This is a genomic window from Mesorhizobium kowhaii (assembly GCF_042431665.1).
Taxonomy (GTDB): Bacteria; Pseudomonadota; Alphaproteobacteria; order Rhizobiales; family Rhizobiaceae; genus Mesorhizobium; species Mesorhizobium kowhaii.
The window spans coordinates 20,244-45,296 of the sequence record NZ_JBHLYT010000017.1 but is presented as its reverse complement, the minus strand read 5'-3'; the positions used below and the strand labels follow the sequence as shown (position 1 = coordinate 45,296).

General features: G+C 63.6%; 26 protein-coding genes. 8 read left to right on the top strand and 18 right to left on the bottom strand.

Going from position 1 to position 25,053, the window contains the following annotated elements:
* Positions 1-94 precede the first annotated feature (94 nt).
* The 8 genes from ntrB (at position 95) to ACFFNA_RS13700 (ending at position 9,664) form a co-directional block, all read left to right on the top strand.
* Entirely contained in the window at positions 95-985 is an 891-nt protein-coding gene (gene ntrB / locus ACFFNA_RS13735) for a nitrate ABC transporter permease (protein ID WP_378918970.1), read from the top strand.
* Positions 986-995: 10 nt separating this feature from the next.
* On the top strand, positions 996-1,793 hold the full coding sequence (locus ACFFNA_RS13730; protein ID WP_111543154.1) for an ABC transporter ATP-binding protein: 798 nt from the start codon (positions 996-998) through the stop codon (positions 1,791-1,793).
* Between the two features lie 404 nt (positions 1,794-2,197).
* On the top strand, positions 2,198-2,395 hold the full coding sequence (locus ACFFNA_RS13725; protein WP_378918968.1) for a hypothetical protein: 198 nt from the start codon (positions 2,198-2,200) through the stop codon (positions 2,393-2,395).
* A 58-nt stretch (positions 2,396-2,453) separates the two neighbouring features.
* Positions 2,454-3,752: an MFS transporter gene (locus tag ACFFNA_RS13720; protein WP_378918966.1), complete on the top strand. Its 1,299-nt coding sequence runs from the start codon at positions 2,454-2,456 to the stop codon at positions 3,750-3,752.
* Positions 3,753-3,772: 20 nt separating this feature from the next.
* Positions 3,773-6,223 (top strand): nitrite reductase large subunit NirB, encoded by a 2,451-nt coding sequence (nirB, locus tag ACFFNA_RS13715; protein ID WP_378918964.1) that lies wholly within the window; start codon positions 3,773-3,775, stop codon positions 6,221-6,223.
* Positions 6,223-6,558: a nitrite reductase small subunit NirD gene (gene nirD / locus ACFFNA_RS13710; RefSeq protein ID WP_378918962.1), complete on the top strand. Its 336-nt coding sequence runs from the start codon at positions 6,223-6,225 to the stop codon at positions 6,556-6,558. Before nirB ends, nirD begins: the two co-directional genes overlap by 1 nt.
* 3 nt (positions 6,559-6,561) lie before the next feature.
* A complete protein-coding gene (locus ACFFNA_RS13705) occupies positions 6,562-9,243 on the top strand; it encodes a nitrate reductase (protein ID WP_378918960.1) in 2,682 nt (893 codons plus the stop codon).
* A 166-nt stretch (positions 9,244-9,409) separates the two neighbouring features.
* Entirely contained in the window at positions 9,410-9,664 is a 255-nt protein-coding gene (locus ACFFNA_RS13700; protein WP_378918958.1) for a BrnA antitoxin family protein, read from the top strand.
* Position 9,665: 1 nt separating this feature from the next.
* On the opposite strand, the gene ACFFNA_RS13695 is transcribed toward ACFFNA_RS13700, so the two are convergent.
* The 18 genes from ACFFNA_RS13695 to ACFFNA_RS13610 form a co-directional block, all read right to left on the bottom strand.
* The gene (locus ACFFNA_RS13695; protein WP_378918956.1) at positions 9,666-10,025 is read right to left on the bottom strand and encodes a cupin domain-containing protein; all 360 of its coding nucleotides are present in this window, start codon (positions 10,023-10,025) and stop codon (positions 9,666-9,668) included.
* A gap of 59 nt (positions 10,026-10,084) precedes the next feature.
* A complete protein-coding gene (locus ACFFNA_RS13690) occupies positions 10,085-11,470 on the bottom strand; it encodes an NAD(P)/FAD-dependent oxidoreductase (RefSeq protein ID WP_378918954.1) in 1,386 nt (461 codons plus the stop codon).
* 30 nt (positions 11,471-11,500) lie between these two features.
* Positions 11,501-12,619: an ABC transporter ATP-binding protein gene (locus tag ACFFNA_RS13685; RefSeq protein ID WP_378918952.1), complete on the bottom strand. Its 1,119-nt coding sequence runs from the start codon at positions 12,617-12,619 to the stop codon at positions 11,501-11,503.
* A gap of 1 nt (position 12,620) precedes the next feature.
* Positions 12,621-13,409, bottom strand: coding sequence for an ABC transporter permease (locus ACFFNA_RS13680; protein ID WP_111543163.1), 789 nt, complete (start codon positions 13,407-13,409; stop codon positions 12,621-12,623).
* Entirely contained in the window at positions 13,406-14,314 is a 909-nt protein-coding gene (locus ACFFNA_RS13675) for an ABC transporter permease (protein ID WP_378918949.1), read from the bottom strand. Before ACFFNA_RS13675 ends, ACFFNA_RS13680 begins: the two co-directional genes overlap by 4 nt.
* Before the next feature lie 25 nt (positions 14,315-14,339).
* Entirely contained in the window at positions 14,340-15,422 is a 1,083-nt protein-coding gene (locus ACFFNA_RS13670; protein WP_378918947.1) for an extracellular solute-binding protein, read from the bottom strand.
* Between the two features lie 3 nt (positions 15,423-15,425).
* A complete protein-coding gene (locus ACFFNA_RS13665; RefSeq protein WP_111543166.1) occupies positions 15,426-16,118 on the bottom strand; it encodes a helix-turn-helix domain-containing protein in 693 nt (230 codons plus the stop codon).
* 202 nt (positions 16,119-16,320) lie between these two features.
* Positions 16,321-18,213: an ABC transporter ATP-binding protein gene (locus ACFFNA_RS13660; RefSeq protein ID WP_378918945.1), complete on the bottom strand. Its 1,893-nt coding sequence runs from the start codon at positions 18,211-18,213 to the stop codon at positions 16,321-16,323.
* A complete protein-coding gene (locus tag ACFFNA_RS13655; protein WP_378918943.1) occupies positions 18,213-20,075 on the bottom strand; it encodes an ABC transporter ATP-binding protein in 1,863 nt (620 codons plus the stop codon). The genes ACFFNA_RS13660 and ACFFNA_RS13655 overlap by 1 nt, the downstream gene beginning before the upstream one ends.
* A 293-nt stretch (positions 20,076-20,368) precedes the next feature.
* Positions 20,369-20,791, bottom strand: a complete 423-nt coding sequence (locus ACFFNA_RS13650; RefSeq protein WP_378918941.1) for a hypothetical protein — start codon at positions 20,789-20,791, stop codon at positions 20,369-20,371.
* A gap of 153 nt (positions 20,792-20,944) precedes the next feature.
* Positions 20,945-21,508 carry a hypothetical protein gene (locus ACFFNA_RS13645; protein WP_378918939.1) on the bottom strand — a complete coding sequence of 188 codons (564 nt, stop codon included), beginning with the start codon at positions 21,506-21,508 and terminating at the stop codon, positions 20,945-20,947.
* Positions 21,505-22,290: a DsbA family protein gene (locus ACFFNA_RS13640; protein ID WP_378918937.1), complete on the bottom strand. Its 786-nt coding sequence runs from the start codon at positions 22,288-22,290 to the stop codon at positions 21,505-21,507. The genes ACFFNA_RS13645 and ACFFNA_RS13640 overlap by 4 nt, the downstream gene beginning before the upstream one ends.
* 26 nt (positions 22,291-22,316) lie before the next feature.
* Positions 22,317-23,030 (bottom strand): SCO family protein, encoded by a 714-nt coding sequence (locus ACFFNA_RS13635; RefSeq protein ID WP_378918936.1) that lies wholly within the window; start codon positions 23,028-23,030, stop codon positions 22,317-22,319.
* Positions 23,030-23,359 carry a hypothetical protein gene (locus ACFFNA_RS13630; protein WP_378918935.1) on the bottom strand — a complete coding sequence of 110 codons (330 nt, stop codon included), beginning with the start codon at positions 23,357-23,359 and terminating at the stop codon, positions 23,030-23,032. The genes ACFFNA_RS13635 and ACFFNA_RS13630 overlap by 1 nt, the downstream gene beginning before the upstream one ends.
* 13 nt (positions 23,360-23,372) lie before the next feature.
* Positions 23,373-23,900 (bottom strand): TlpA family protein disulfide reductase, encoded by a 528-nt coding sequence (locus ACFFNA_RS13625; protein WP_378918933.1) that lies wholly within the window; start codon positions 23,898-23,900, stop codon positions 23,373-23,375.
* Positions 23,897-24,088, bottom strand: coding sequence for a hypothetical protein (locus ACFFNA_RS13620; protein WP_378918931.1), 192 nt, complete (start codon positions 24,086-24,088; stop codon positions 23,897-23,899). The genes ACFFNA_RS13625 and ACFFNA_RS13620 overlap by 4 nt, the downstream gene beginning before the upstream one ends.
* A 12-nt stretch (positions 24,089-24,100) precedes the next feature.
* Positions 24,101-24,541, bottom strand: a complete 441-nt coding sequence (locus ACFFNA_RS13615) for a DUF411 domain-containing protein (protein WP_111543170.1) — start codon at positions 24,539-24,541, stop codon at positions 24,101-24,103.
* Positions 24,542-24,581: 40 nt separating this feature from the next.
* A complete protein-coding gene (locus ACFFNA_RS13610; RefSeq protein WP_378918929.1) occupies positions 24,582-25,022 on the bottom strand; it encodes a DUF411 domain-containing protein in 441 nt (146 codons plus the stop codon).
* Positions 25,023-25,053: the final 31 nt, after the last annotated feature.

The window sequence follows — 25,053 nt, the reverse complement described above, 5'->3', positions numbered from 1 at the left end:
CAAACGGCGCATTGCGCCGTTTGTCGCCCGCAAGCGCAACGGCGCCCTTGCGCCGTTGTCGCCGCAAATCCCGACCAAGGAGTTTTTCCCAGACATGTCGATCCAGACAATCGAGGACACAACGGTGAAAGCGTTCCCCGCGAAGCCGGCGGAGGTCATCGCCTTCACCGCCAAGGCGCGGCGCCGCTTCGATCCGATCGTGATCGCCGGCAAACTGGCCAGCGCGCTGGTGCCGCCGGCCATCGTCATCGCCCTCATGCTTGTCGTCTGGCAGATCGCCTGCTCATCGCCGACCGCCAGCCTGCCGCCGCCGAGCCAGGTGTGGAACGAGGCCTACGACCTGATCGCGCATCCGTTCTTCAACAATGGCCCGCAGGATATCGGGCTGGCCTGGCGGGTGCTGATCTCGCTGCAGCGCGTCGCCATCGGCTTTGGCCTGGCGGCGATCGTGGGTGTGGCTCTCGGCGCGCTGGTCGGCCAGTCGATCTGGGCGATGCGCGGTCTCGACCCGGTGTTCCAGATCCTGCGCACCGTGCCGCCGCTGGCCTGGCTGCCGCTGTCGCTGGCGGCGTTCCGCGATTCCAGCCCGTCGGCCCTGTTTGTCATCTTCATCACCTCGATCTGGCCGATCATCATCAACACCGCCGTCGGCGTGCGCAACATCCCCGAGGATTACCGCAACGTCGCGCGCATCCTGCGGCTCAACCAGTTCGAGTTCTTCGTCAAGATCATGGTGCCGGCCGCCGCCCCCTACATCTTCACCGGCTTGCGGATCGGCATCGGCCTGTCCTGGCTCGCCATCGTCGCCGCCGAAATGCTGACCGGCGGTGTCGGCATCGGCTTCTTCATCTGGGACGCGTGGAACTCGTCGCGGCTGCCCGACATCATCGTCGCGCTCGCCTATATCGGCGTCACCGGCTTTTGCCTCGACCGCCTGGTCGCGGCGGTCGGCGCCTTCGTCACCCGCGGCACAACGGCAAAGTGAGGAGAGGGCGATGACGGCCTATCTGAAACTCGACCATATCGACAAATCCTTTGCCCGCGGCGGCCAGGTCAGTGAGGTGCTGAAGGATATAAGACTGACCATCGACAAGGGTGAATTCGTCTCGATTATCGGTCATTCCGGCTGCGGCAAGTCGACCTTGCTCAATTTGATCGCCGGGCTGACCAAGGTCTCCGCCGGCGCCGTGCTGCTCGAGGACAAGGAGGTCGACAGCCCCGGACCCGAACGCGCCGTGGTGTTCCAGAATCACTCGCTGCTGCCCTGGCTCACCGTCTACGAAAACATCAACCTCGCGGTGTCCAAGGTCTTCGGCGGCACCAGGAGCCGTGCCGAGCGGCATGACTGGATCATGCGCAATCTCGACCTCGTGCAGATGGCGCATGCCAGGGACAAGCGCCCGGCCGAGATTTCCGGCGGCATGAAGCAGCGTGTCGGCATTGCGCGCGCGCTCGCCATGGAGCCGAAGATTCTCTTGCTCGACGAGCCGTTCGGCGCGCTCGACGCGCTGACGCGCGCCCATCTGCAGGATGCGGTGATGGACATCCATTCCAGGCTCGGCTCGACGACGATCATGATCACCCACGATGTCGACGAGGCGGTGCTGCTCTCCGACCGCATCGTGATGATGACCAACGGTCCGGCAGCGACGATCGGCGAGGTGCTTGCCGTGCCGCTCGCCCGGCCGCGCCGTCGCGTCGAACTTTCTTCCGACCGCACCTTCCTGCGCTGCCGCGAGGCGGTGCTGAAGTTCCTCTACGAACGCCACCGCTTCGTCGAAGCCGCGGAGTAAGGCAATGACCGAAAAACTCGTCATCATCGGCAATTGGCAATCTGCATCGGCAATGGGCAATCTACCGCATTGCACAAATATTATGCTGCTGTGCAAGGCATTCTGACTAATCTTTGATCCGCTGCCCGGCTTGGTCAAAAGTCGCGCGGCCGCGTTTCACATTGATTTCATTCGATAATTCAGAGCGCTGTCGAATTGGCACGCTTCCTGCTTTTCAGAATGTAGGTCCGCAAGGGCCAAGTGACACGGCGTCCATTGGCGGGCGCCACAGGCAAAGCTGCCGCTCAGGTCAATACGCGATCCCGGATGGACGGACGCGTGCGGCCTGGCCGGCAGCTTTTTTGTTTTGACCGAACACGCAATCGACGGCGCTGGTCCCAAGCGGCGCCCAACCGGAGACGACGATGACGAAACGGATCGGAATTGGCGCGTCCCTCGCGGACTTCACGCGCCGCGATTTTCTGGCCAGCAGCGCGCTGACGGCGGCGCTGTTCACCGCCGCGCTCCTCCTCTTTCCCGCAGGCGCCAAGACTGACGGCAAGGGTCTCGAAGCGACCGCGCAAAGGTCGGTTTCATCCAGTTCGCCGATGCCGCGCCGCTGACGGTCGCGAACGAACAGACAAGGGCGGTGCCTCCCACGCCGCAAACCGGAGCCTGACAATGACCGCAAATCTCTCAGCCGCGCCGAGCCAGGACAATGCTTCCCGGCAGGCGCTCATGATGTCCACCATCGCCTTCACCGTCTGCTTCGCGGTGTGGACGATCTTTTCAATCATCGGCGTGCGCATCAAGCAGGAGCTGGGGCTGAACGAGACGGAGTTCGGCCTGCTCGTCGGCACGCCGATCCTCACCGGCTCGCTCGTGCGTATGGTGCTCGGCATCTGGACCGACCGCTACGGCGGACGGCTGGTCTACACGGCGACCATGCTTGCAGCGGCGGTCGCGACCTTTCTGCTCGCTTTTGCGCATACCTATGGGCAGATGCTGATCGCCGCGCTCGGCGTCGGGCTCGCTGGCGGCGCCTTCGCCGTTGGTGTCGCCTATGTCTCGCGCTTCTTCCCCGCCGGCAAGCAAGGAACGGCTCTCGGCATTTTCGGCGTCGGTAATGTCGGCGCCGCGGTCACCAAGTTCCTGGCACCGTTCGTTCTTCTCGCCTGGGGCTGGCAGTCGGTTGCGCAGATCTGGGCAGCTGCGCTCGTCGTCATGGCCGTCGTTTTCTGGTTCACGACCGGCGACGATCCGGTCATCCGTGAGCGCCGCGCGGGCAAGGTCGCACCGCCGAGAAGCTTCTGGCAGGAATTCGCGCCGCTCAAGAACCTGCAGGTCTGGCGCTTCGCCTTCTACTATTTCTTCGCCTTCGGTGCTTTCGTGGCGCTATCGCTGTGGTTGCCGCGCTATCTGATCGGTGTCTACGGCTTCGGGCTCGCGACCGCCGGCATGATCGGCGCAGCCTATTCGATCCCGGCAAGTATCTTCCGTGCGTATGGCGGCGTGCTTTCCGATCGGATCGGCGCTCGCACAGTGCTCTATTGGACCTTCGCGGTGTCGGCCGTGGCCACGCTGATCCTGTCGCTGCCGCCCGCGGACTATGTCGTGCACGGCACCAGCGGACCGATCGCCTTCCACTTCGCCATCGGGCCGGTTGCCTTCATCGCTATCGCCAGCGTCCTCGGCTTCTTCATGAGCCTCGGCAAGGCTGCCGTCTACAAGCACATCCCGGCCTACTATCCAGGCAGCGTTGGCGCGGTCGGCGGCGTTGTCGGCATGATCGGCGGGCTCGGCGGCTTTGTCCTGCCGATCGCCTTCGGCGCGCTCAACGACCTCACGGGCCTGTGGTCGAGCTGCTTCATGCTGCTCTTCGTCATCGTCGTCACCGGCTTTGCCTGGATGCACTTCAGCATCCGGCGGATGGAGCGCGCTGCTGCCGAAGCTCCAGCCCTTTCCTACGCGGCTGAGTGAGACTGGAGCGGATCAGAACCATGACCGAAAAACTCGTCATCATCGGCAATGGGATGGCCCCCGGGCGCATGCTGGAGCATCTGCTGGAAAAGGCGCCCGGCCGCTACCAGGTCACCATCTTCAACGCCGAGCCCAGGGTGAACTACGACCGCATCATGCTGTCGCCGGTGCTGTCGGGCGAAAAGGCCTATGAGGAAATCATCATCCATGGCGACGGCTGGTACATCAAGCACGGCATCACCCTCTACAAGGGCCACAGAATAGTCGCCATCGACCGGGCGGCGAAGACCGTCACCTCCGATCATGGCGTCACCGAGCCCTACGACAAGCTCGTCATCGCCACCGGCTCGGTGCCGTTCATCATTCCGGTGCCCGGCCACAATCTGCCCGGCGTGCTGACCTATCGCGATCTCGACGACGTCCAGGCCATGATGCTGGCGGCCCAGTCGCGGGCCAAGGCGGTGGTCATCGGCGGTGGCCTGCTCGGGCTGGAGGCTGCAGCGGGACTGAACGCACAAGGCATGGACGTCACCGTGCTGCATGTCATGCCGACGCTGATGGAGCGCCAGCTCGATCCGGCTGCCGGCTATCTCCTGCAGCGCGCGGTGGAGCAGCGCGGCATCAAGGTCATCACCAAGGCAAACACGCAGGCGATCACCGGCAACGGCAAGGTCGAGCAAATTGAGCTTGCCGACGGCACTGTCATCCCGGCGACGCTGGTGGTGATGGCCGTCGGCATCAGGCCGAACGCGGCGCTGGCGAAAGAGGCCGGCATTGCCGTCAATCGCGGCATCGTCGTCGATGCCGGCATGCGCAGCAACGATCCCGACATCTACGCGCTCGGCGAATGCGCCGAAGTCAATGGTCAGGTCTACGGGCTGGTCGCGCCGCTCTACGAAATGGCGCGCGTCGCCGCCAGCCAACTTGCCGGCGACGGGGCCGCCGCCTTCGTGCATTCGGACACGCCGACCAAACTCAAGGTCACCGGCATCGACCTGTTCTCGCTCGGCGACTTCGCCGAGGGCGAAGACCGCCAGGAGATCGTGCTGCGCGATGCGGCGGCCGGCGTCTACAAGCGCCTGGTGCTGAAGGACGACCGCATCATCGGCACCGTGCTCTATGGCGAGACGGCGGATGGGGCCTGGTTCAACGATCTCAAGAAGAAGCAGACCGACATTTCCGAAATGCGCGACACGCTCATTTTCGGCCAGTCCTACCAGGGGGGTGCCCCGCTGGACCCTATGGCGGCCGTTGCAGCCTTGCCGGATGATGCGGAAATCTGCGGCTGCAACGGCGTATGCAAGGGCAAGATCACTGGTGCGATCGCGGCCAAGGGGCTGACCTCGCTCGACGATGTGCGCGCCCACACGAAGGCCTCGGCCTCCTGCGGCTCCTGCACCGGGCTGGTCGAGAAGCTGATGGTGCTGACCATTGGCGACAAGTACAACCCGGCCGCGGTCCAGCCGATGTGCGGCTGCACCACGCTCGGCCATGACGAAGTGCGCCGGCTGATCGTGGCCAAGCGCCTGAAGACCATACCGGCCGTCATGCAGGAGCTGGAATGGACGACCTCCTGCGGCTGCGCCAAATGCCGGCCGGCGCTGAACTACTATCTCGTCTGCGACTGGCCGAACGACTACGCCGACGACTACCAGTCGCGCTTCATCAACGAGCGCGTCCACGCCAACATCCAGAAGGACGGCACCTATTCGGTGGTACCGCGCATGTGGGGCGGGGTCACCAATGCCGCCGAACTGCGCGCCATCGCCGATGTCGTCGACAAGTTCGAGATCCCGATGGTCAAGGTCACCGGCGGCCAGCGCATCGACATGCTCGGCATCCGCAAGGAAGACCTGCCGGCGGTGTGGGCCGATCTCGGCCAGGCCGGCTTCGTCTCCGGCCATGCCTACGCCAAGGGCCTGCGCACCGTGAAGACCTGTGTCGGCTCGGACTGGTGCCGCTTCGGCACGCAGGATTCGACGGGCCTTGGCATCCGCATCGAGAAATTCATGTGGGGCTCGTGGACCCCCGCCAAGGTCAAGATGGCGGTGTCGGGTTGCCCCAGGAACTGCGCCGAGGCGACCTGCAAGGATGTCGGCGTCATCTGCGTCGACTCTGGCTACGAGATCCATTTCGCCGGGGCAGCCGGCCTCGACATCAAGGGCACCGAAGTGCTCGGCCTGGTCAGGACCGAGGACGAGGCGCTGGAGCATATCGTGGCGCTGACGCAGATGTACCGCGAGCAGGGCCGCTACCTCGAGCGCATCTACAAATGGGCCAAGCGCATCGGCATCCCCGAGATCAAGCGTCAGATCATGGACGATGGCGAGAGGCGCAAGGCCTATTTCGACCGCTTCGTCTTCAGCCAGAAATTCGCCCAGGTCGACCCATGGTCGGAACGCGTGTCCGGCAAGGACAAGCACGAGTTCCGGCCGATGGCTTCGGTCGGTTTTGCGCAGGCGGCGGAGTGATGGAGATGAACTGGGTATCAATAGGCTCCCTCTCCGACATCCCCCGCCGCGGCGCACGCTGCGTCGACACGCCCGAGGGAAAAATCGCCGTCTTCCGCACCGCCGACGATCAGGTCTACGCCATCGACGACCATTGCCCGCACAAAGGTGGGCCGCTGAGCCAAGGCATCGTGCACGGCACGGCGGTGACCTGTCCCTTGCACAGCTGGGTGATTTCGCTGGAGACGGGCAAGGCGCTCGGCGCCGATGAAGGCGCGGTGCGTACCATCCCGGTGCGGGTCGAAGGCGAGCGTCTGTTCATTGCGCTTGAAGCGCTGGCCAGCCGCGCGGCCTGACACATGGAGATTGACGAAGCGCGCGAGGTGAGGACCACCTGCCCCTATTGCGGGGTGGGCTGCGGCGTGCTGGCGAAGGTCGCCGCGGACGGTGAAGTCAGCGTCCGCGGCGACCCCAGCCATCCGGCGAATTTCGGCCGGCTCTGCTCCAAGGGCTCGGCCCTGGCGGAGACCATCGACCTCGACGGCAGGCTGCTCTACCCGGAGATCCACGGCCACCGCGCCGGCTGGGACGAGGCGCTCGACCTCGTCGCCTCGACCTTCTCGCAAACCATCGCCGAGCATGGTCCGGATGCGGTCGCCTTCTATGTTTCCGGCCAGTTGCTGACCGAGGATTATTACGTCGCCAACAAGCTGATGAAAGGTTTTGTCGGCTCGGCCAACATCGATACCAATTCGCGCCTGTGCATGGCTTCGTCGGTCGCCGGCCACCGCCGCGCCTTTGGCTCCGACACCGTGCCGGGAATTTATGAGGACCTGGAGCTTGCCGACCTGATCGTGCTGGTCGGCTCCAATCTCGCCTGGTGCCATCCCGTGCTCTACCAGCGCATCGCGGCGGCCCGGGAAAAGCGGCCGGAGATGAAGGTCGTGCTGGTTGATCCACGCCGCACGATGACCGCCGACATCGCCGACATGCATCTGGCGATCGCGCCCGATGGCGACGTCGCTCTGTTCACCGGGCTGCTCGCCTATCTCGGCCGGCACAACGCGCTGGACCGCGCTTACATCACGGCGCACACGACCGGTTTCGGGCAAGCGCTTTTCGCGGCATCGGTGCTCGATCTTGCCGGCGTCGCTGCCGCCACGGGCCTCAGCGAGGACGAGCTTGGCCGCTTCTACAGCCTGTTCGCCGCGACCTCCAAGACCGTGACGATCTACAGCCAGGGGGTGAACCAGTCGTCTTCGGGCACCGACAAGGTCAACGCCATCATCAATTGCCATCTTGCCACCGGCCGCATCGGCAGACCTGGCGCTGGGCCGTTTTCGGTGACCGGCCAGCCCAACGCCATGGGGGGCCGAGAGGTCGGCGGCATGGCCAATATGCTGGCCGCGCACATGGAGATCGAAAACCCCGAACACCGCGACCGCATGCAGCGCTTCTGGACTGCGCCGGCCATTGCGGAAAGGCCGGGCCTGAAGGCGGTCGAGATGTTTCAGGCGGTGGCCGACGGACGCATCAAGGCATTGTGGATCATGGCCACCAACCCGGTCGATTCGATGCCCGACGCCGATGCCGTCGAAGCGGCGATCAAGGCTTGCCCGTTCGTCGTGGTGTCGGACGTACTGGCCAGGACCGACACGGTCCGCCACGCCCATATCCGGCTGCCCGCCGCCGCATGGGGCGAGAAGGACGGCACCGTCACCAATTCGGAGCGCCGCATCTCGCGCCAGCGCGCGTTCCTGGACCTGCCCGGCGAGGTGCGGCCCGACTGGCAGATCGTCACCGAAGTCGGCAAACGGATGGGTTTTGGCGAGGCATTCTCCTATGCGTCGCCATCGGAGGTGTTTGCCGAACACGCCGCGCTGTCGGGGTTCGAGAATGATGGCGCGCGGGATTTCGATATTGGTGCCTATGCGGGGGTTGATGACGAGACCTATGCAGCGCTTGAGCCGTTCCAGTGGCCGGCAGGGCAGAGGGGGGGTGCTGAGCACGGCTCTTCCAGCACCCGCTTCTTCGCCGACGGCAATTTCTACACACCCGACCGCAAGGCGCGCTTCATCGCCATTCGTCCCGCCGTCGAGACCCGCACCAGCCCGGACTATCCGCTGATCCTCAACACCGGCCGTATCCGCGACCACTGGCACACCATGACGCGGACCGGCAAAAGCCCGCGGCTGTCCCAGCACATTGCCGAGCCTTTCGTCGAAATCCATCCGGCGGATGCGCAGCGCTTCGGAATCGGCGACGCCGATATCGCGCGCGTTTCCAGCGTGCGCGGCGACGTGCTGGTGCGCGCGCTGGTGACAGCACGCCAGCGCCAGGGCAGCCTGTTTGCGCCGATGCACTGGACGGATCAGTTCTCGGCAAAAGGCAGACTCGATGCGCTGACCGCGCCGCTGACCGATCCGGTCTCCGGCCAGCCGGCGCTGAAACATGTCGCCGCCCGCATCGAGAAATTCGCTGCGAAAGCCTTCGGCTTCGCCGTGATGCGGCAGAGGCCGGCGCCTGATACCGCGACCTACTGGGCAGTGGCCAAATGCAAGGGCGGCTGGCGGGTCGAGCTTGCCTTTGCCGATGACGACATCGACTGGGCCGGCTTCGCCGGGGCCTTGTTCGGCACGCCGCCGGGCGCCGAAATCCTCGCCTATCACGACCGCGATGCCGGCCAGCATCGCATCGCGGCTTTCGACGGCGATCACTTGTCCGGCGCCTTGTTCGTGGCGCCCGGTCCGGTCGCGGTGTCGCGCGGCTGGGCGGCGGAGCAATTGAATGCCGATCATGTCGATCGGCGCGGCAGGCTGGCGATCGTGGCCGGGCGGCCGGGCGGGGTCGACGTCGACCGCGGCGCTATCGTCTGCTCCTGTTTCGGCGTTGGCGCCAACCAGATCGCGCAAGCGGTGCGAGGCGGCTGCGCCAGCGTCGAGGCGATCGGGGCAGCCCTGCATGCCGGCACGAATTGCGGCTCTTGCCGCGCCGAGATCAGGATCATCGTCGACGCACAAATTCTTCAAGCCGCCGAGTGACAAGCACCGGTGCGTGCCTCAAGGCGGCGCGGGAACCGCGCCGTGCTTGGATCGAAGACAGGTCCTGGCCAAATGGGCCTGCGCGATGGCGCCAGTTGGGCTATGGTGGCGCGCAAGCGTGCAGCCTCATCGGCAAGCATGAGTCGTCTCCAGTCAAGGTCACCCGATGGCAAATCCCCCGCGCCGACCGACAAATCCAATGACGGCGGCGGAAGCTGCCTTCAAGCCAATCAAGAAGCCGGTTGCTCCGGTTCGCGAGACCTCGGCCGCCCCCGGTGTCAGGGAGCTTGTTTCGATCAGGATCGATCGGGCCGTGCTCGACCATTTCCAGGCGGATGGCCCCGGTTGGCAGGATCGGATCAACGACGCCTTGCGGCAGGCAATAGAGGGCAAGCCGAACGCCGCCGGGAACGACGATTAGCTCACGCCGCCTCGAAGTGCAGGATGTAGAGTTTGCGCGTCGGTTCGTGGATGGTCCATTCGCCTTTCCAGCCTTTCGGCAGCACCAGCATTTCGCCGGCACCAACCTCCTTGCTGCGACCATCGGGACCATGCAGCGAGACCCGGCCCGACACGATGTGGCAGGTTTCGGAATTGCTGTCGCGCGATGCGGTGAACCGGCCGGGCGTACACTCCCAGACGCCGACTTCCAGCGTGCCGTCCGGTGACGTCCACAGTGTTCTCGACGCTTCGAGCTGATCGCCGCTGATCGAGGTCGGCTTGGGCTCGGGCTCGCCGAGATCGATCGAGGCGAGATGGGCGAAGGTCTGGAAGTCGGTCATGGCAGTCTCCGGGCAGGCACTGAAAATGCTTTTCAATCCGATGTGTGGCGGCGCAGGGCTCAATGGCCGGTGATGCGGTCGGCGATTGCGGCCAGTTTCGACGTGTGCCGGAGGCCGGCTTCCTCGCGCTCGTCGGCGACGCGGTAGAGCTGATACATCGAGTGGACGCCGAGCCAGCGCATCGGCTCCGGCTCCCATTTGCTGACCTGGCGGTTGACCCAGGGCAGGCGGGTCAGTTCGCTGTCGCGGCGCAGGATGAGGTCGCGCAGCGTCCGGCCGGAAAGGTTGGAGCTCGACACGCCGAGCCCGACATAGCCGCCGGCCCAGCCGATGCCGGTCTCAAGGTCGAGGCCGGCGGTCGTGCACCAGTCGCGCGGCACGCCAAGCACCCCGCACCAGGCGTGGTCGATGCGAAGCCCTTTCGTCTGCGGCAGAAGGCGGGTGAGGATTGCGTGCAGGCTTTCGATCGTCGCCTGCTGCGTCTGGCCGCGCACGTCCGTTTGCGATCCGTAGCGATAGGGCACGCCGCGTCCGCCCATGGTGATGCGGCCTTCGCGGGTTCGCTGCGCGTAGCAATAGGCATGAGCGGCGTCGCCCAGGAGTTCGCGGCCCTGCCAGCCGATCTCGTCCCACAGCGACTGCGGCAGCGGCTCGGTGATGATCTGCGCGCTGTTGAGCGGCAGCCAGAGCCGTTCATTGCCTGGAATGCCAGCCGTGAACCCTTCCGTGGCGCGGATGATGACGGCCGCGCGCACCGTGCCGCGATCGGTCGTGACCTTGCCCTTCTCGATACTCGTCACGGTCGTTTGCTCGTAGATCGGCACACCAAGCCGCTCGACGGCTTCGGACAGACCGCGGACAAGCTTGGCCGGCTGCACACGCGCCGTGCCGTGGTGGATGTAACCGCCAAGCACGTTCCGGATGTCGATGCGGGCCTTGGTCTCGGCTTGGCCGATCAGGCTGACGCGCTCCTGTGGCACGCCCCAGCCGATCGCGTCTGCATAGGCGGCCTTGATCCGCTCCAGTTGCGGCGGGTTGGTGGCAACCGTCAGATTGTCGACGCGGCGGATGTCGGCATCGATGCCTTCGGCCTCGGCCACCTTGATCACTTCGTCGACCGTGCCATGCATGGCGGTTTCCATGTCGATGACGGCGCCGCGGGTCGATGTCTGCAGATATTTCTCGCGCGACCAGCTGAAGCCGCCGGACAGCCAGCCGCCATTGCGGCCGGACGCGCCGAAGCCGGCGAATTCCCTTTCGACGATGGCGATGCGGATCGAAGGATCGGCCTTCTTCAGATAGTAGGCAGTCCACAGGCCGGTGTAGCCGGCGCCGACGATGCAGACATCGGCTTCGAGGTCGCCCGGAAGCGGCGCGCGATAGGCTGGCAGGCCGCCAATGTCGGCATACCAGAACGAGACGTTGCCGTTGACTTTGGCGTCCATGTCTAAAAATCCTGCGGGGAAAAAGAGCGGTCAGGTCATCGTCATGTCGGCGCGGTCGTCATCGGCAAGAAGTTTTGCATCGACGACCGACCAGCGCAGATCGACTGTGTCGCCGATCGAGAAAGGCGTGGCCTCCAGCGGCGAGCGCACGATGGCGACCGAACCATCGCGAAGCGTCACCTGGTATTTCGAACCTGAGCCCAGATAGATCGCTTCGCTGACCTGACCGGTGAGGCTGTTCTGTCCGGCGGCCGGAGGCGTATTGGTGCCGGCAAGCGAAAGCTTTTCCGGCCGCAGCAGGACCACCGGTTTCTGGCCGCCGGCGAGCTTGCCGCCGGCAACGATCTTCTGGCCGGCAATCGTCAGGCTGGTCTCGCCGCCCGATGTCTGGGCGTCACCACGCAAACTGGTCGATTCACCGATGAACTTCGCCACGAACAATGTCGCCGGCTCGTCATAGAGCTGGCGCCCGGTTCCGACCTGTTCGATGCGCCCCTGGTTGAAGACGGCGATGCGGTTGGACAGAACCAGCGCTTCTTCCTGATCGTGCGTCACATAGACGAAGGTGGTGCCGAGTTCGCGGTGGATGCGCTTGATTTCCAGCTGCAGCCATTCGCGCAGTTTTTTGTCAAGCGCGCCGAGCGGCTCGTCCATCAGCAGCAGCGGCGGATCGAAGACGATGGCGCGCGCCAGCGCCACGCGCTGCTGCTGGCCGCCGGAAAGCTCGGACGGAAAGCGATGGGCGAAGTCGGCCATCTTGACCATGTCCAGGGCGCGCGCGACGTGACCGTCGCGCGTCTGCTTGTCCATGCCGCGCAGGGCGAGCGGATAGGCGACGTTCTTGCCGACGGTCATGTGCGGAAACAGCGCGTAGTGCTGGAAGACGACGCCGATGTTGCGCTTGTGCGCCGGCAGCGCGACGATGCTTTTGCCGCCAACGGCGAGGTCTCCGGAGGTCAGGTCGGTGAAGCCGGCGACGACGTTGAGCGTGGTGGTCTTGCCCGAGCCGCTGGGGCCGAGCAGCGTCATGAACTCGCCCGGCTCGATGTGCAGGCTGACGTCGTCGAGCGCGGTGAAATTGCCGTAGCGCTTGGTTGCGCCTTTGATGTCGATGGCCGCGCCACGTTCTTTGCTGTTGGACGCTGCCATCTCAACTCCTCGTCGATTTCGAGCTGATGATCAGCCCGGCACTGATCACCAGCGTCGTGGCAATGAAGATGATCGTTCCGACCGCCGTCACCGTCGGGTCGGCATCGCGGGTGATGCTGGTGAAAATCTGCACCGGCAAAGTCTTCAAGTAGGGGCTGGTGATGAACAGCGCGACGATGATTTCATCGAAGGAGGTGACGAAGGCAAACAGCAGCCCCGACAGGATGCCGGGCGCAATCAGCGGCAAGGTCACGGTGCGGAACGCGGTGAAGCGGTTGGCGCCAAGGCTTGCCGCTGCCGTCTCCAGCCGCACGTCGAAGACTTCGAGGCTCGCCGACACCGCGATGATGACGAAGGGGATCGCCAGCATTGTGTGCGCGACGACGAAGCCGGTGGTGGTGCCGACAAGCTGGTAGTCGAGATAGACGGCATAGATGCCGATCGCCAGCACCACGCCGGGCACGATCATCGGCGTGATCAGGACGGCGCGCAGTAGGCCGGCGCCGGCATGTTTCATGCGGCTGAGGCCGAGCGCCGCCAGCGTGCCGATCAGTGTGGCGGCGACGGCGACGAGGCCCGCGACCCTTAGCGAATTGAAGAAGCTCGCCAGCCAGTCCGGGTTGGTGAAGAAATTCTCGTACCACTGCCAGGAAAAGCCGGACGGCGGGAAGGCAAGCGATTTCTTCTCGTTGAACGACATCGGGATGATGACCAGCGTCGGCATCACCAGCCACACGGCGACCAGCAGGCAGAACAGGCCGAGCAGAATGCGGAACGGCGCCAGTCTCATGATCTGGACGCCTGCTTGTGGCGCTGGCGCATCAGCGGCGCGGTGAGCGCCAGAAGCACGAAGGTCGCGACCAGCAGTACGACACCCATGGCGCCGCCGCGGCCCCAGTTGAGCAAGCTGAGCACCTGGCTCTGCACCAGCGTCGACAGCATGGTGCTACGGGGTCCGCCGAGCAGTGCCGGCGTGATGTAGAAGCCGAGCGACAGGATGAAGACGATGATGGCGCCGGCGAAAACACCGGGCAGCGACAGCGGCAGGTAGATTTGCAGGAAGGCCAGCGAGGGCCGCGCGCCGAGGCTGCGCGCTGCCTGCACGAGGCGCAGGTCGATACCGCGCATGACCGAATAGAGCGGCAGGATCATGAACGGCAGCAGCACCTGCGCCATGCCGATCACCACGCCGGTCTGCGTGCGGATCAGCTTCACGGTATCAAATCCGAGCAGCCTGATGACGGAATTGATGATGCCGGAATCCTGCAGCAGGATCACCCATGCCAGTGTGCGCACCACGCCGCTGACCCAGAACGGCACCAGGACGCACAGGATGAGGACGAGCCGCATGCGCGGTCCGACCGCTGTCATGAGATAGGCATAGGGGTAGGCGGCGATGACGCAGACGATGGTGACCCAGGCGGCGATGGAAAAGGTGCGCCACAGGACGGTGACGTTCACCGGCGTGGAAAAGAACCAGACGTAGTTCTGCATTCCCCAGGCGGGATCCGAGAAACTGCGCAGCGTGACGGTCAGCAGCGGATAGCCCATCGCCGCGATGAGCAGGAGCAAGGCCGGCATCGCCAGCAGCGAAGGATAGGCGGCAAGCCGCAGGCCCCGTTGCGGCCCCTGCTCGGCACCCACCGGCCGGGGATTTTCACCCCCGGCCGCCAGCGTATGCGATGTCTGGCTCACGCCGTCACCCTGGCGTTCAGCCGGCTCAGTTGCCGGCCATCAGCGCCGTCCACTTGTCGGACGCGGTGGCGAAGTTGGCGACCCAGAACTTGATGTTCTGCTGGTAGCCCTGCTTGGCGTGTTCCGGCGTGTTGGTCAGGAAGGCGGCGACGGAAGCGTCCACCTTGGGCTGTGCCTCGGTGTTGATCGGCGAGTAAGACGTCTGCTCGGTCAGGATCTCCTGCGACTTCTTGCCGAGATAGGCGTTGATCAGCGCGTAGGAGGCGTCGGTGTCCTTGGCCCCGACCGGGATGGTCAGCTGATCCATGACGACCAACCAGTCCTTCCACACCGGCGTATAGGCAGCGCCGTTCTTGACCGCTGTCATGGCGCGGCCGGTCCACATGATGATCATGTCGGCTTCTCCGGATTCGGCAAGCTGCTGGGACTCGGCGCCGGTTTTCCAGAAGATCGTGTCGGGACCGATCGCCTTGATCTTGGCGATGCCCTTGTCGATGTCGGCCGGCGTCATGTTGTCGACCGAGCCGCCGTCAGCCAGGATGGCCTGTTCGATCAGGCCGCCGATCGGGCTGCCACTGCCATCGATGGCGCGCGTGCCGGGGAATTTCTTGGTGTCGAAGAAATCCTTCCAGTCCTTCGGCGGATTGTCCTTGTAGGTCGCGTTCTTGTACATCAGGACGGTGCCGTAGTTCATCGCCGGCACGCTGCATTCGCCGACCTGTCCGGCCGGGATGTGCGAAACGTCCAGCTTGGTCAGGTCGAGCTTCTGGAACAGCTTTCCGCAATGCACGAATGGCGGAAAATCGTCGGTGTCGACGACATCCCAGGTCACATTGCCGGATTCGACCTGCGCTTGAAGCTTGGCGATTTCAGTCGGCCCATCGTTCAGCAGCTTGACGCCGCTCTTGTCGACGAACTCCTTGAGGGCGGCGACTTGGCCGTCCTGGTAGATGCCGCCATAGGAGACGAAGGTCAGTGTCTTTCCCTTCAGCGAACCGTCCACCACGGTGCCTGCCGGCGGCGCGCTCTGCGCATGAGCCGCGGCGGCTGTAATCAAGGCCAGTGCGGCGGCACTGAGAAATCCGGCCACTATTGATCTGCTTCCCATTTTCTAACCCTCCGATGACTCGCTGTTTGATTTTGGCAACCCGGCTGCGAGTGGTTTCCGGGCTACATATTGGTCGAGATCGACGGCGCCGCTTGTCGGCGGCGCGATGATCCACAGCACTTCGGCCACCGTATTGCCGACGTTGATGGTCCTGTGCGGCGTCGAGGTCGCATATTCGATGCTGTCGCCCTCTTCGAGGATGAAGCTCTCGTCGCCGAGCGTCAGTTGCACCCGGCCGCGCAGCACGAGGAACATTTCGTGCGCGTTGCCATGCGTGTAGGGCAGGTCGCCGGTCGAGCCGCCGACGGCGAATTCGCCGCAATAGACTTCCATCTCACGGATTGGCCGGCGCGACAGCAATGTCTTGCGGTAGCCTTCGCTGGTCGGCAGCGCCGGCCGCTCGGCGCGTGTCAGCACCGCGTGCGGCGACACTTCGCAATCGTCGAAAAGATCGGCGAGGCCGATGCCGAGCGCATTGGCGATCAGCATCAGCGTGCTGGTGTTGGCTCCCGAAAGGCCGCGCTCGAGCTGGCTCAGGAAACTGGCGGTGGTGCCGATCATGTCGCCGAGCTGGCGCAACGTCAGGCGCCGCGCGGTGCGATAGTCCTTGATGCGATTGCCCAACACCGTCGACCGGCGCGCTTCCGCGCTGGACGTGGCGCTGTCGTCTGGGATGTGATCCTCGGCAATTTTCATGGCGATCTCAGGGTTCACTTAACATGCTATTAAGTGAACCTCGTCATGGCAAGCGGATTCGCCTGGCACCTGAAAATCACTGCCCATGCTGATGTCTAGGTGCTTGCCGCCCGAGGGGTATCGCCGGCCTTGGTCTGGCGATCGAAAACCACCGCCAGCCCTGAAGCCAAAAAATCGGGTTGCCGTCGTTCGGCGAACCTGATCACGTCGCCTTGCCGACCGCCGCGTCCAGTTCCAGCTCGCCTTCGGAAATGTCGTCGAATGAGGCGTAGTTCATGTTGTAGAGGCGGGCGTAGAGGCCTTTTCGTGCCATCAGCTGTTCGTGGTTGCCGCTTTCGACGATCTCGCCGTTCTGCAGCACGATGATGCGGTCGGCGCCGCGGATGGTGGCCAGCCGGTGGGCGATGACCAGCCCGGTGCGGCCTTCCAGCAGTTTTATCAGTGCCTTCTGGATCAGCATCTCGGTGTAGGAATCGATGCTGGCCGTGGCTTCGTCGAGGACGAGGATCTTGGCGTCGGCGACCAGCGCCCGCGCGAAACTGATCAACTGGCGCTGGCCGAGCGAGAGATTGCCGCCGCGCTGTTCGAGCTCGGTGTCGTAGCCGTCGGCCAGGTTCTCGATGAAGTCGTGCGCACCGACGGCCTGTGCAGCACGAACCACCTCCTCGCGGCTGGCGCCGGTCTTGTGATAGCGGATGTTTTCCAGCACCGAGCCGGAGAACAGGAACGGCTCCTGCAGCACCATGGCCACCTGATCGCCGAGCGAATCCTGGGTCAGGTCGCGCACGTCGTGGCCGCCGACCAGGACCTGGCCTGACCAGACATCGTAGAAGCGGTGCACCAGCGCCATCGAGCTCGACTTGCCCGACCCGGTTGGGCCGACCAGTGCGACGGTCTCGCCGGGATTGACGCGGAAGGAGATGTTCTTCAGCACTGGCTGGTTCTGCCGGTAGCCGAAGGTGACGTTCCTGAACTCGACCGAGCCGTCCATGTCGCGCGACAGCGCCACAGCTCTGTCCTTGTCGCTGACATCCACCGGCACGTCGAGCACTTCGGAGATGCGCTGGCCCGAGGCCATGGCGCGCTGCATGACGCTGTACTGCATGGTGAGCGAGCGGATCGGGTCGAAGAAGCGCTGGATGTAGAACAGGAACGCCACCATGACGCCGACATCGAGGCTGTGCGAGAGCACCATCGAACCGCCGACAACGATGACTGTCGCCATGGCGATGCCGGTCAGCGTGTCGACGATCGGCACCATCACCTGCGCATATTTCGCCGACGTCAAATGGGCATTGAGATTGGCCAGCACCTTCTCGTCGTAGAGGTCGAAATTGACATGCTGGCGCTCGAGGCTCTGCACCGTGCGCACGCCATGGATGCCTTCGGCCAGCGCGCCGTTGGCGATCGAGTTGGTCTCGTGCGCGGCCATGAAGGCAACCTTGGCGCGCGGCAGCCAGAACAGGCGCACGATGAACAGCACCGGCATGGTTGACAGCGTCAGCAGCCCGAGCCGGAAATCGAGCCACAAAAGGACGCTGACGATGCCGAACAACAGCACGATATCGCCCACCGACATCACCGACGTCTCAAGGAATTCCTGCATCGAATTGACGTCGCCCTGCAGGCGCGACATCAGCCGGCCGACCTCGGTCTTGTCCATGAAGCTCAGCGAGACCCGCTGCAGGTGGCTGAACATGGCGCGGCGCAGATCGGACAGCACGTTCTCGGCGACCTTGCCGACGACGCTTTCCTGCACATGGCTGGCGGCATAGTTGATGAGGATGATCAGCGTGAAAGCGCTGATCGCAGAGATCATCACAGATTGGTCGAGCCTGCCCGCCGCCATGCCGTGGTCGATGGCGTAGCGGATGACCAGCGGGATCGCCAGCTGGGTCAGCGTGAACACCAGCACCGCGGCGACCGAGATGAAAATCCGACCCTGATACGGTTTCACGAAGCTCCAGATCCGCCGCACGATGCGTGGATCATAGGCCTTGCCGAAAACCTCTTCCTCGTCGCGATGCGAGCCGACGACAGCCTTTGTCGGCCGCCCGCTGGTGTCTTCCTTCTCGTCGTCGCTCTGAGTCGACATCACGCGGCTCCCACCACCGCGGGTCGGTCATCGTCCGGCCGCAGCTGCAGGTCGTAGAGCGCGCGATAGCGCCCTCCGAGCGCCAGCAACTCCTCATGCGTGCCGCGCTCGACGATCCGGCCGCTCTCGACGAACAGAATCTGGTCGGCATGCATCAGCGAGCTCAGCCGGTGCGAGATGATCAGCGTCACGCGGTCCTTGGCGAAGCGCTTCATCGCCGCCCGGATGCGCTGCTCGGTGCCGGCGTCGATGGCCGCGGTGGAATCGTCGAAGACCAGCACCGATGGCCGTAGCATCAGGCTGCGCGCGATGGTCAGGCGCTGCCGCTGGCCGCCGGACAGCGAGGCGCCGCGTTCACCGACGACCGTGGTGTAGCCGGCGGGAAGTCCGATGATGTAGTTGTGCAACTGGGCGAACTCGGCCGCCTGTCCGATGCGGGTCTCGCGCGCCCAGGGGTTGCCATAGGCGATGTTGTTCTCGATCGAGGTGGTGAACAGGAACGCGTCCTGCTGCACGACGCCGACGGCCCTGCGCAGCGATTGCAGCGTGACCTTGCTGATGTCCTGGCCGTCGATGGTAATGCTGCCTGACGTGACGTCGTAGAAGCGCGGGATCAGATGCGCGATGGTCGACTTGCCGCTGCCCGGCGGGCCGACGATGCCGATCGTCTCGCCGGACCTCGCCTCGAAGGAAATGCCGGACAGCGTCGGGCGGTCGCCCGCGCTCGCGTAGCGGAAGCCGACATTGTCGAAACGCAGCACGCCATCGGTGACGACGAGGTCCCTGGCGCCGGGCGCGTCCTTTATGTCGAGCTCGGCGTCCAGCAGTTCGAACAGCCGGGTGCCGCAGGTCGAGGCGCGCGCGAACGAGTTGACCATCAGGCCGAGCTGGCGCACCGGCATCTGCAGGATGGTCATGAAGGTGAGGAACTGGGCCAGCGTGCCGACGCTGATTTGGCCCGCGATCACCTTCTGGCCGCCGAACCAGAGCACCAGGCCCATGGCGGCCAGGAACGAGAAATTCATGGCGCTGGTGTTGCCGACGCGGATATCGACGCGCTCGTTGGCAAGGTCGAGCGCGTCCTGCTTGGCGCGGTCGAATTTCTCCAGCTCGTGCCGCTGCGCCGCAAAGGCGCGCACGACACGGATGCCGCCGAGGTTCTCGTCCATCACCCGGCTCAGCACCGACAATCGCTGCTGCAAAGTCAGCCAGGTGCTGCGCAACGCCAGCTGGGTGACCGAGGAACGCCAGGCGACGAACGGCACGAAGCTCAGGCTGAGCAGCCCGAGCACCAGATCGGTGCTGATCAGCAGATAGGCGCCGACGCCGATCAGCACGCCGAGCAGGACGACGCGCAGGATGCCGGTGGAAAAGAACATGCGCACGCCGTCGAGATCGAGCAGCCCAAGCGTGATCAGATCGCCGGTGTGGACCCTGTCGTGGTAAGAGAAGCTCAGGCGCTGGATCTTCTCGTAGAACGCCAGGCGCAGTTCATAGCCGGTCCGGTGGCCGACGGCCTCGCCGTAATAGTTCTGCGCCATGGTGAAGAGGCCGCGCAGGATGCTGACAACCAGCAGTGTCAAAGCGGTGTTCCACAACGCATGCTCCGCCGCGGCACCGGCGCCCGCGGCCATCACGCCCTGCGCCTGGTCGATGGCGCGTCCCAGCAAGCGTGGAATGAAAAGCTGCAGCGTTGCGGCGATGAAGGTCGAGGCGAGGGTGATCGCGACTTGCCAGGGGTGGCGCAGCGTCATGCGCACGATACGGAGCAAGGTGCTGAGGCCCTTGCCCCACGAGGCTTCCGCCACATGAGCAAACGATTTGCCGCGCTCCGGCGCGCTGCCGATTGCTAGCGTATTCAAAGGAAAATATCCAAACCAATCCGGGCATTAGCTCGGACGAATGAAGCAGACTCAGTCCAGGTGGCGCGATGTTACGCGGGTCCGGCTTGGCCGTTCAAGAGCCAATGACGGCATCGCACTGTGCCTGAACGAAAGCGGGCATGCGGCCCGATGCATGGCCGGGCAGGAGCGCCAGCAGACGCCTGGCAAGCGGTCCTGCCCACCTTGCTGAAGGCCGATGAGGCCAGCAGCCGGCGATGCGCAAGCGACGGCCGGACGGCGTGCAACCTTCCGTCCGTCCGGAATTCCAGCTGCTATGCAGGTATCAAGACGGCAATACGATGCACGCCGACCACCTTGCTTGTATTCGTGGACTCGTCGGTCTTGCCCTTGGCGCACGTATACATGTCGCCTTCCTTGAGCTTGAATTCCTTGTCAGCTTTCTTGATCGTGAATGCACCTGAAGTAATGGTGCATACCATGTCGTTGTCCATCACGGTTTGAGGCGCGTGTGCTCCGGGCTGAAACACCACGTCGACAATTGCGATGCTCTTGTAGGCGGGAATGTCGGAGTTGCCGGTGCCGACCTCAACCCTCCTGACACCGGGCGCAATCTCCTTGCCTTCCTTCGGGCCGTATTTCTTGGTCTTTGCAGATGCCGCCAGCGTAAACAAAGGCGATATGGCGGCGGCCGTCACACCGAGAGCAATTGCAGACCTGCGATTCATGGTTTTCATCGCGTCCTCCCACATGTTCGTCACGAACGAATGTGCATGACCACTATATATTAGCACAGGCGAATGTATTTGTATGCGAAGAGGCACCCAAGTCCGGCAGGCGGCAGGAACTCCGGGCTTCCGGGTACGGCAAGTCAGCACCCCACGGCGATTTTACATCGCTCCGCCGCAGCCGTCGGAGAGGTTCCATACATCGACGATCTGTTTGCCGCTAAAACCGTGCTCGCGGATCAGGTATTTCGCCAGTCCGCCATAGACTTTCCAGCGCCAGCATTGGCAGCAGCATGGGCCTTTCTCGTTGGAGTTCGCCATCGCGTGGTCATAGGCCTGCTGTTCAGCGCCGCTGAGCTGGACGTCATAGTAAGGGATCATCTTCTGTGCGATGCCCGCCGGAATGTCATACGGATCGGCTGGAATCATAGCGATGTCGCGGTATTTGGCCAAACCATTGACCTGCTTGGCGTAACGCTTCATTTCCATCGGGCTGCAACATGAGCCCGTGATCCGCGACATCGCCGGCATGGTCACGATCGATTCCGTGAACTTGGTCGAACACGTGCTGTTGCCGTTCTGGCTAAGATCCTTGAAACGCTTAGCCAATTCCGGATCGTCAGCAGCGATTGCCAAATCCGGATCCTTGAGAAAGCCCATAATCGCGGCGGTCCCAAAAATACCGCCCAGAAACGTCCGTCGACTGGGGTGCGATATCGAGCTCATTTGCCACTCCTTGCCTGCTCGATCAGGCTCTTCATGGTTGCGAGGTCGGTCGCACCGGGGAAAATCTGGTCGCCGACGACGAAGCCCGGCGTTCCATTGATCTTCAGCGCCTGAGCCAGCTTCACATTTTGCTCTATCGCCGCCAGGATCTCAGGCTGCTGCATATCCGCCTTCAGGCGGGCTACATCAAGGCCGGCCTCCGTAGCGACTTTGAGCACGATCGACTCGTTCACCCTGCTCTTCACGGCGAACAACGCCTTGTGAAATTCTGCGTATTTGCCCTGCTTGTTGGCGGCGAGCGCCGCCTTGGCCGCAAATACGGAATCCGGGCCGAGGATCGGGAATTCCTTGTAGACGATCCGGAGCTGCGGGTCGTCGGCCGTGGCTTGCTCCATAATCGGCGCCACCTGCCGGCAATAGGGGCAATTGTAGTCGAAGAACTCGGTCATGGCGACGTTGCCCTGAGCGTTGCCACCGACCGGACTGGCCGGGTCGCGGAAAACCTCGTCGGCTTTGGCCGCCAGGACGGCTTTCGCCTCTTTTGCGTCGGCCTCGCGCTGGCGAGCGTCCAGGCTTTGCAGTGCCTCCATGACGACCTCTGGATGCGCGAGGATGTAGTCGTGGACGCGTTGATCGAACTCGCTCTGGGACATTTCGTCGGCGGCGATCGCCTGGCTGTGGAATCCAAGGCCGATCGCGAGCCAGGCCGTCGCAATGACCAGCATGAGGGAACGGGCGGTTTTGCCAGCAACTCTGCCGAATTGCCCTGAATTATAGGTCATAGGGTTCTCCTCCTGCGGATGATGCTTCAGAAAAGGTTCTTTAATTTGGCCAGCCAGCCAGCTTCCTGCTCATGATGCGGACGCTCGATGTTGTTGGTGAGCGCATTGACGAAGGTGACGAGATTGATCGGCGCGAAATCCAGGCCGTGGAAATTCGCCCGCCAATGACCCTCCTTGTCGATCACATGCGTGACGATGCCATGCGCCTGAATACCGTCGTCCGTTTTGGTGAACTTGTGGCCGAAGGCTTTAGCCAGCGTGCGGGTGGCGTCCTCCGGCTGGTCCTGGGTGGTGGTCAGGAACAACCAATTGACTGGGTCGAGCCCATGCGTTGGTCCGTAGTTGCGCAGCACGTCCGGCGTGTCTCTCGTCGGATCGGTGGTAATGCTGACAAAGGTGACCTGGTCTTTCATCGGTGTGCCGTTCACCATTTTCTGGATCTCGGCGATCTTCTCGGCATGCAGGGGACAGACGTCCGCGCACGACGTGTAGATGAAGTGGAGGACGACGACCTTGCCACGCAGATCAGCCAGTCGCACCACGCGTCCGTCGGCGGTGCGCAGCGTGAAATCGGGCGCGGGTTTGTCGATCGTCTGGAAATACTTCTCGTCGCCCTGGAGCATGGCGTCGATTTCTTCGAGCGAGTGGGCTTGCGCGCCGTGGACGAAGCCCACGACCAGCGCAGCTGCGCAAATCAGGCACCGCAGCAAATGCATCCATTCTTTGATACGGACTGGCATCAACTGTTGCCTTTCAGATCGGCGGGCACCGGACCATCGGTGGCCTCGTCCGCTTTGAGGGAAACATCCTCGGCCGAACAGGCGCGGCCCGTCATCCGGTGCATGCAGAACCCGAGTGCACACATTGCAACGCAGGGCAGTGCGGTGACGAGCAATGGCGCGATGCCTGCCGCGACCAGCCAGCTCCAGTTGAATGCAAGGCCTGCGAAGGCGATGGCGGTGCCCGCCGCGATCAGGCCGCGCCGGCCGCTGAGATAGTGGCGGACAGCGGTAAAGGCGTAACGGCTCGATGCAGTATGCGAGGCCGGGGGCGGCACTATGGTGGTCATGGCGGTTCCTTTCTCAATGGGCGGCAAAATGGCTTCGTATGAAGTCGACCATGTCGGGAGCATCCCACTCAGCCGGGCCAATCAGGCGGCCGATCTCCTTGCCTTCGCGGTCGATCAGCAATGTCATTGGGAGGCCGGGGGCGCCGAGTGCGAACATCGCCTTGCCCGACGTGTCGATGTTGAGGGCGAGATGCTCGATGCCGATCTCGGCGAAAAACTTTTTCACCTTGTCCGGACCGCCGCGATCCATCGACAACGCGACGACCTCGAAGTCCGGCCCGCCGAGCTTGGCTTGCAGCCTGTCGAGCGTCGGCATTTCCTTGCGGCAGGGAGCGCACCATGTCGCCCAGATGTTGAGCAGCACGACCTTGCCGGAAAAATCGGCGAGCGTTCCGGGTTGCCCATCGCCGTCCTGAAACTGGATTTCCGGAAGCGGCTGCGGTGTCGCTTGAACAGCAAAATTCTGTGGCGGCTCGCCGGCGGTCGCGGGTGGAGACACCGCCAGCAACGCACCGAAGAGGGCGAGAACGACCATCTTCATGGTTGCTCCTCCTTCGATTCGGGCCGCAAGTCCACGCCGCCGACCGTGGTTCGACGACCGGACAGCAAGTATTTTCCGAGCGCCGCTATGGCGAGCAGCAGGACCAGCAGCACAAGAAAGCCGGCGACGGACAGGAACATCATCGCGAGCCAGGTTCTGGCAGGGCAATCCGACATATCGGCAGACATCGCGGTTGCCTTTCAGTCGGTCGCGTAGACGGTGGGCGCCTTACCGTCCTTGGTGAAGGCGTAGACGATGAAAGGGCCAGCCTTCTCGCCACCCATGCCGGGAGCGCCGGTCGGCATGCCGGCCAGCGTGATGCCGGTGATGGCAGGCCGTTCGGTCAGCAGTTTCTTGACGATATCGACCGGCACCAGCCCGTCGACGACATATCCATCGACCATCAGTGTGTGGCAGCCTTCAAGGTCGGCCGGCACGCCCGCATCGCTGCTGATCTGGGACAGGTTGTTGACGGGCTTGATGTCGACCTTGAAGCCGTTGTGTTCCAGATAATTGGCATAAGATTCGCAGCAGCTGCATTGCGGGTTCTTGTACATCACCGCGTTGATGGTCGCCGCGACAGCAGGCAGCGGCATCGCGATCGCGACGATGAGGGCGGTGAGGGAATAAGTCCGTTTCATTTGAGTTCTCCTTGAGTGAAAAATGAGATCGATGTGGCCGTCACTCGGATGCGTAGACGGTTGGCGCCTTGCCATCCTTGGTGAAGGCGTAGATCGTCCACGACTCGGTTTTCTGGCCGCCCATTCCCGGCGAACCCATCGGCATACCCGGCATGGCGATGCCTGTGATTTCAGGACGTTCCGCCAGCATCTTCTTGATCAGGTCGACCGGCACGAAACCGTCGACCACGTAGTCGCCGATCACCACGGAATGGCAGCCCTGCAATTTCTCGGGAACCCCAAGGCCGGCGCTGATCTGGTCCAGATCGTTGGATGGCTTCAGTTCAACCGTGAAGCCGTTCTTTTCGAGATAGGCGGCGTAGGTCTCGCAGCAGCTGCAGCTCGGGTTCTTGTACATCACCGCGTTGATCGTGGCGGCAACGGCAGGCAGCGGCATCGCGATCGCGATGGTGAGGGCGGCGAGGTAGTAAGTCCGTTTCATTGCGGTTCTCCTTGATTGACGTTGATTGGCG

What these genes read in the sequence shown, in the direction of transcription:
- ntrB (WP_378918970.1), top strand. Translation starts at nt 95, where the DNA reads ATGTCGATCCAGACAATCGAGGACACAACGGTGAAAGCGTTCCCCGCG.
- ACFFNA_RS13730 (WP_111543154.1), top strand. Translation starts at nt 996, where the DNA reads ATGACGGCCTATCTGAAACTCGACCATATCGACAAATCCTTTGCCCGC.
- ACFFNA_RS13725 (WP_378918968.1), top strand. Translation starts at nt 2,198, where the DNA reads ATGACGAAACGGATCGGAATTGGCGCGTCCCTCGCGGACTTCACGCGC.
- ACFFNA_RS13720 (WP_378918966.1), top strand. Translation starts at nt 2,454, where the DNA reads ATGACCGCAAATCTCTCAGCCGCGCCGAGCCAGGACAATGCTTCCCGG.
- nirB (WP_378918964.1), top strand. Translation starts at nt 3,773, where the DNA reads ATGACCGAAAAACTCGTCATCATCGGCAATGGGATGGCCCCCGGGCGC.
- nirD (WP_378918962.1), top strand. Translation starts at nt 6,223, where the DNA reads ATGGAGATGAACTGGGTATCAATAGGCTCCCTCTCCGACATCCCCCGC.
- ACFFNA_RS13705 (WP_378918960.1), top strand. Translation starts at nt 6,562, where the DNA reads ATGGAGATTGACGAAGCGCGCGAGGTGAGGACCACCTGCCCCTATTGC.
- ACFFNA_RS13700 (WP_378918958.1), top strand. Translation starts at nt 9,410, where the DNA reads ATGGCAAATCCCCCGCGCCGACCGACAAATCCAATGACGGCGGCGGAA.
- ACFFNA_RS13695 (WP_378918956.1), bottom strand. Translation starts at nt 10,025, where the DNA reads ATGACCGACTTCCAGACCTTCGCCCATCTCGCCTCGATCGATCTCGGC.
- ACFFNA_RS13690 (WP_378918954.1), bottom strand. Translation starts at nt 11,470, where the DNA reads ATGGACGCCAAAGTCAACGGCAACGTCTCGTTCTGGTATGCCGACATT.
- ACFFNA_RS13685 (WP_378918952.1), bottom strand. Translation starts at nt 12,619, where the DNA reads ATGGCAGCGTCCAACAGCAAAGAACGTGGCGCGGCCATCGACATCAAA.
- ACFFNA_RS13680 (WP_111543163.1), bottom strand. Translation starts at nt 13,409, where the DNA reads ATGAGACTGGCGCCGTTCCGCATTCTGCTCGGCCTGTTCTGCCTGCTG.
- ACFFNA_RS13670 (WP_378918947.1), bottom strand. Translation starts at nt 15,422, where the DNA reads ATGGGAAGCAGATCAATAGTGGCCGGATTTCTCAGTGCCGCCGCACTG.
- ACFFNA_RS13665 (WP_111543166.1), bottom strand. Translation starts at nt 16,118, where the DNA reads ATGAAAATTGCCGAGGATCACATCCCAGACGACAGCGCCACGTCCAGC.
- ACFFNA_RS13660 (WP_378918945.1), bottom strand. Translation starts at nt 18,213, where the DNA reads ATGTCGACTCAGAGCGACGACGAGAAGGAAGACACCAGCGGGCGGCCG.
- ACFFNA_RS13650 (WP_378918941.1), bottom strand. Translation starts at nt 20,791, where the DNA reads ATGAAAACCATGAATCGCAGGTCTGCAATTGCTCTCGGTGTGACGGCC.
- ACFFNA_RS13645 (WP_378918939.1), bottom strand. Translation starts at nt 21,508, where the DNA reads ATGAGCTCGATATCGCACCCCAGTCGACGGACGTTTCTGGGCGGTATT.
- ACFFNA_RS13640 (WP_378918937.1), bottom strand. Translation starts at nt 22,290, where the DNA reads ATGACCTATAATTCAGGGCAATTCGGCAGAGTTGCTGGCAAAACCGCC.
- ACFFNA_RS13635 (WP_378918936.1), bottom strand. Translation starts at nt 23,030, where the DNA reads ATGCCAGTCCGTATCAAAGAATGGATGCATTTGCTGCGGTGCCTGATT.
- ACFFNA_RS13630 (WP_378918935.1), bottom strand. Translation starts at nt 23,359, where the DNA reads ATGACCACCATAGTGCCGCCCCCGGCCTCGCATACTGCATCGAGCCGT.
- ACFFNA_RS13625 (WP_378918933.1), bottom strand. Translation starts at nt 23,900, where the DNA reads ATGAAGATGGTCGTTCTCGCCCTCTTCGGTGCGTTGCTGGCGGTGTCT.
- ACFFNA_RS13620 (WP_378918931.1), bottom strand. Translation starts at nt 24,088, where the DNA reads ATGTCTGCCGATATGTCGGATTGCCCTGCCAGAACCTGGCTCGCGATG.
- ACFFNA_RS13615 (WP_111543170.1), bottom strand. Translation starts at nt 24,541, where the DNA reads ATGAAACGGACTTATTCCCTCACCGCCCTCATCGTCGCGATCGCGATG.
- ACFFNA_RS13610 (WP_378918929.1), bottom strand. Translation starts at nt 25,022, where the DNA reads ATGAAACGGACTTACTACCTCGCCGCCCTCACCATCGCGATCGCGATG.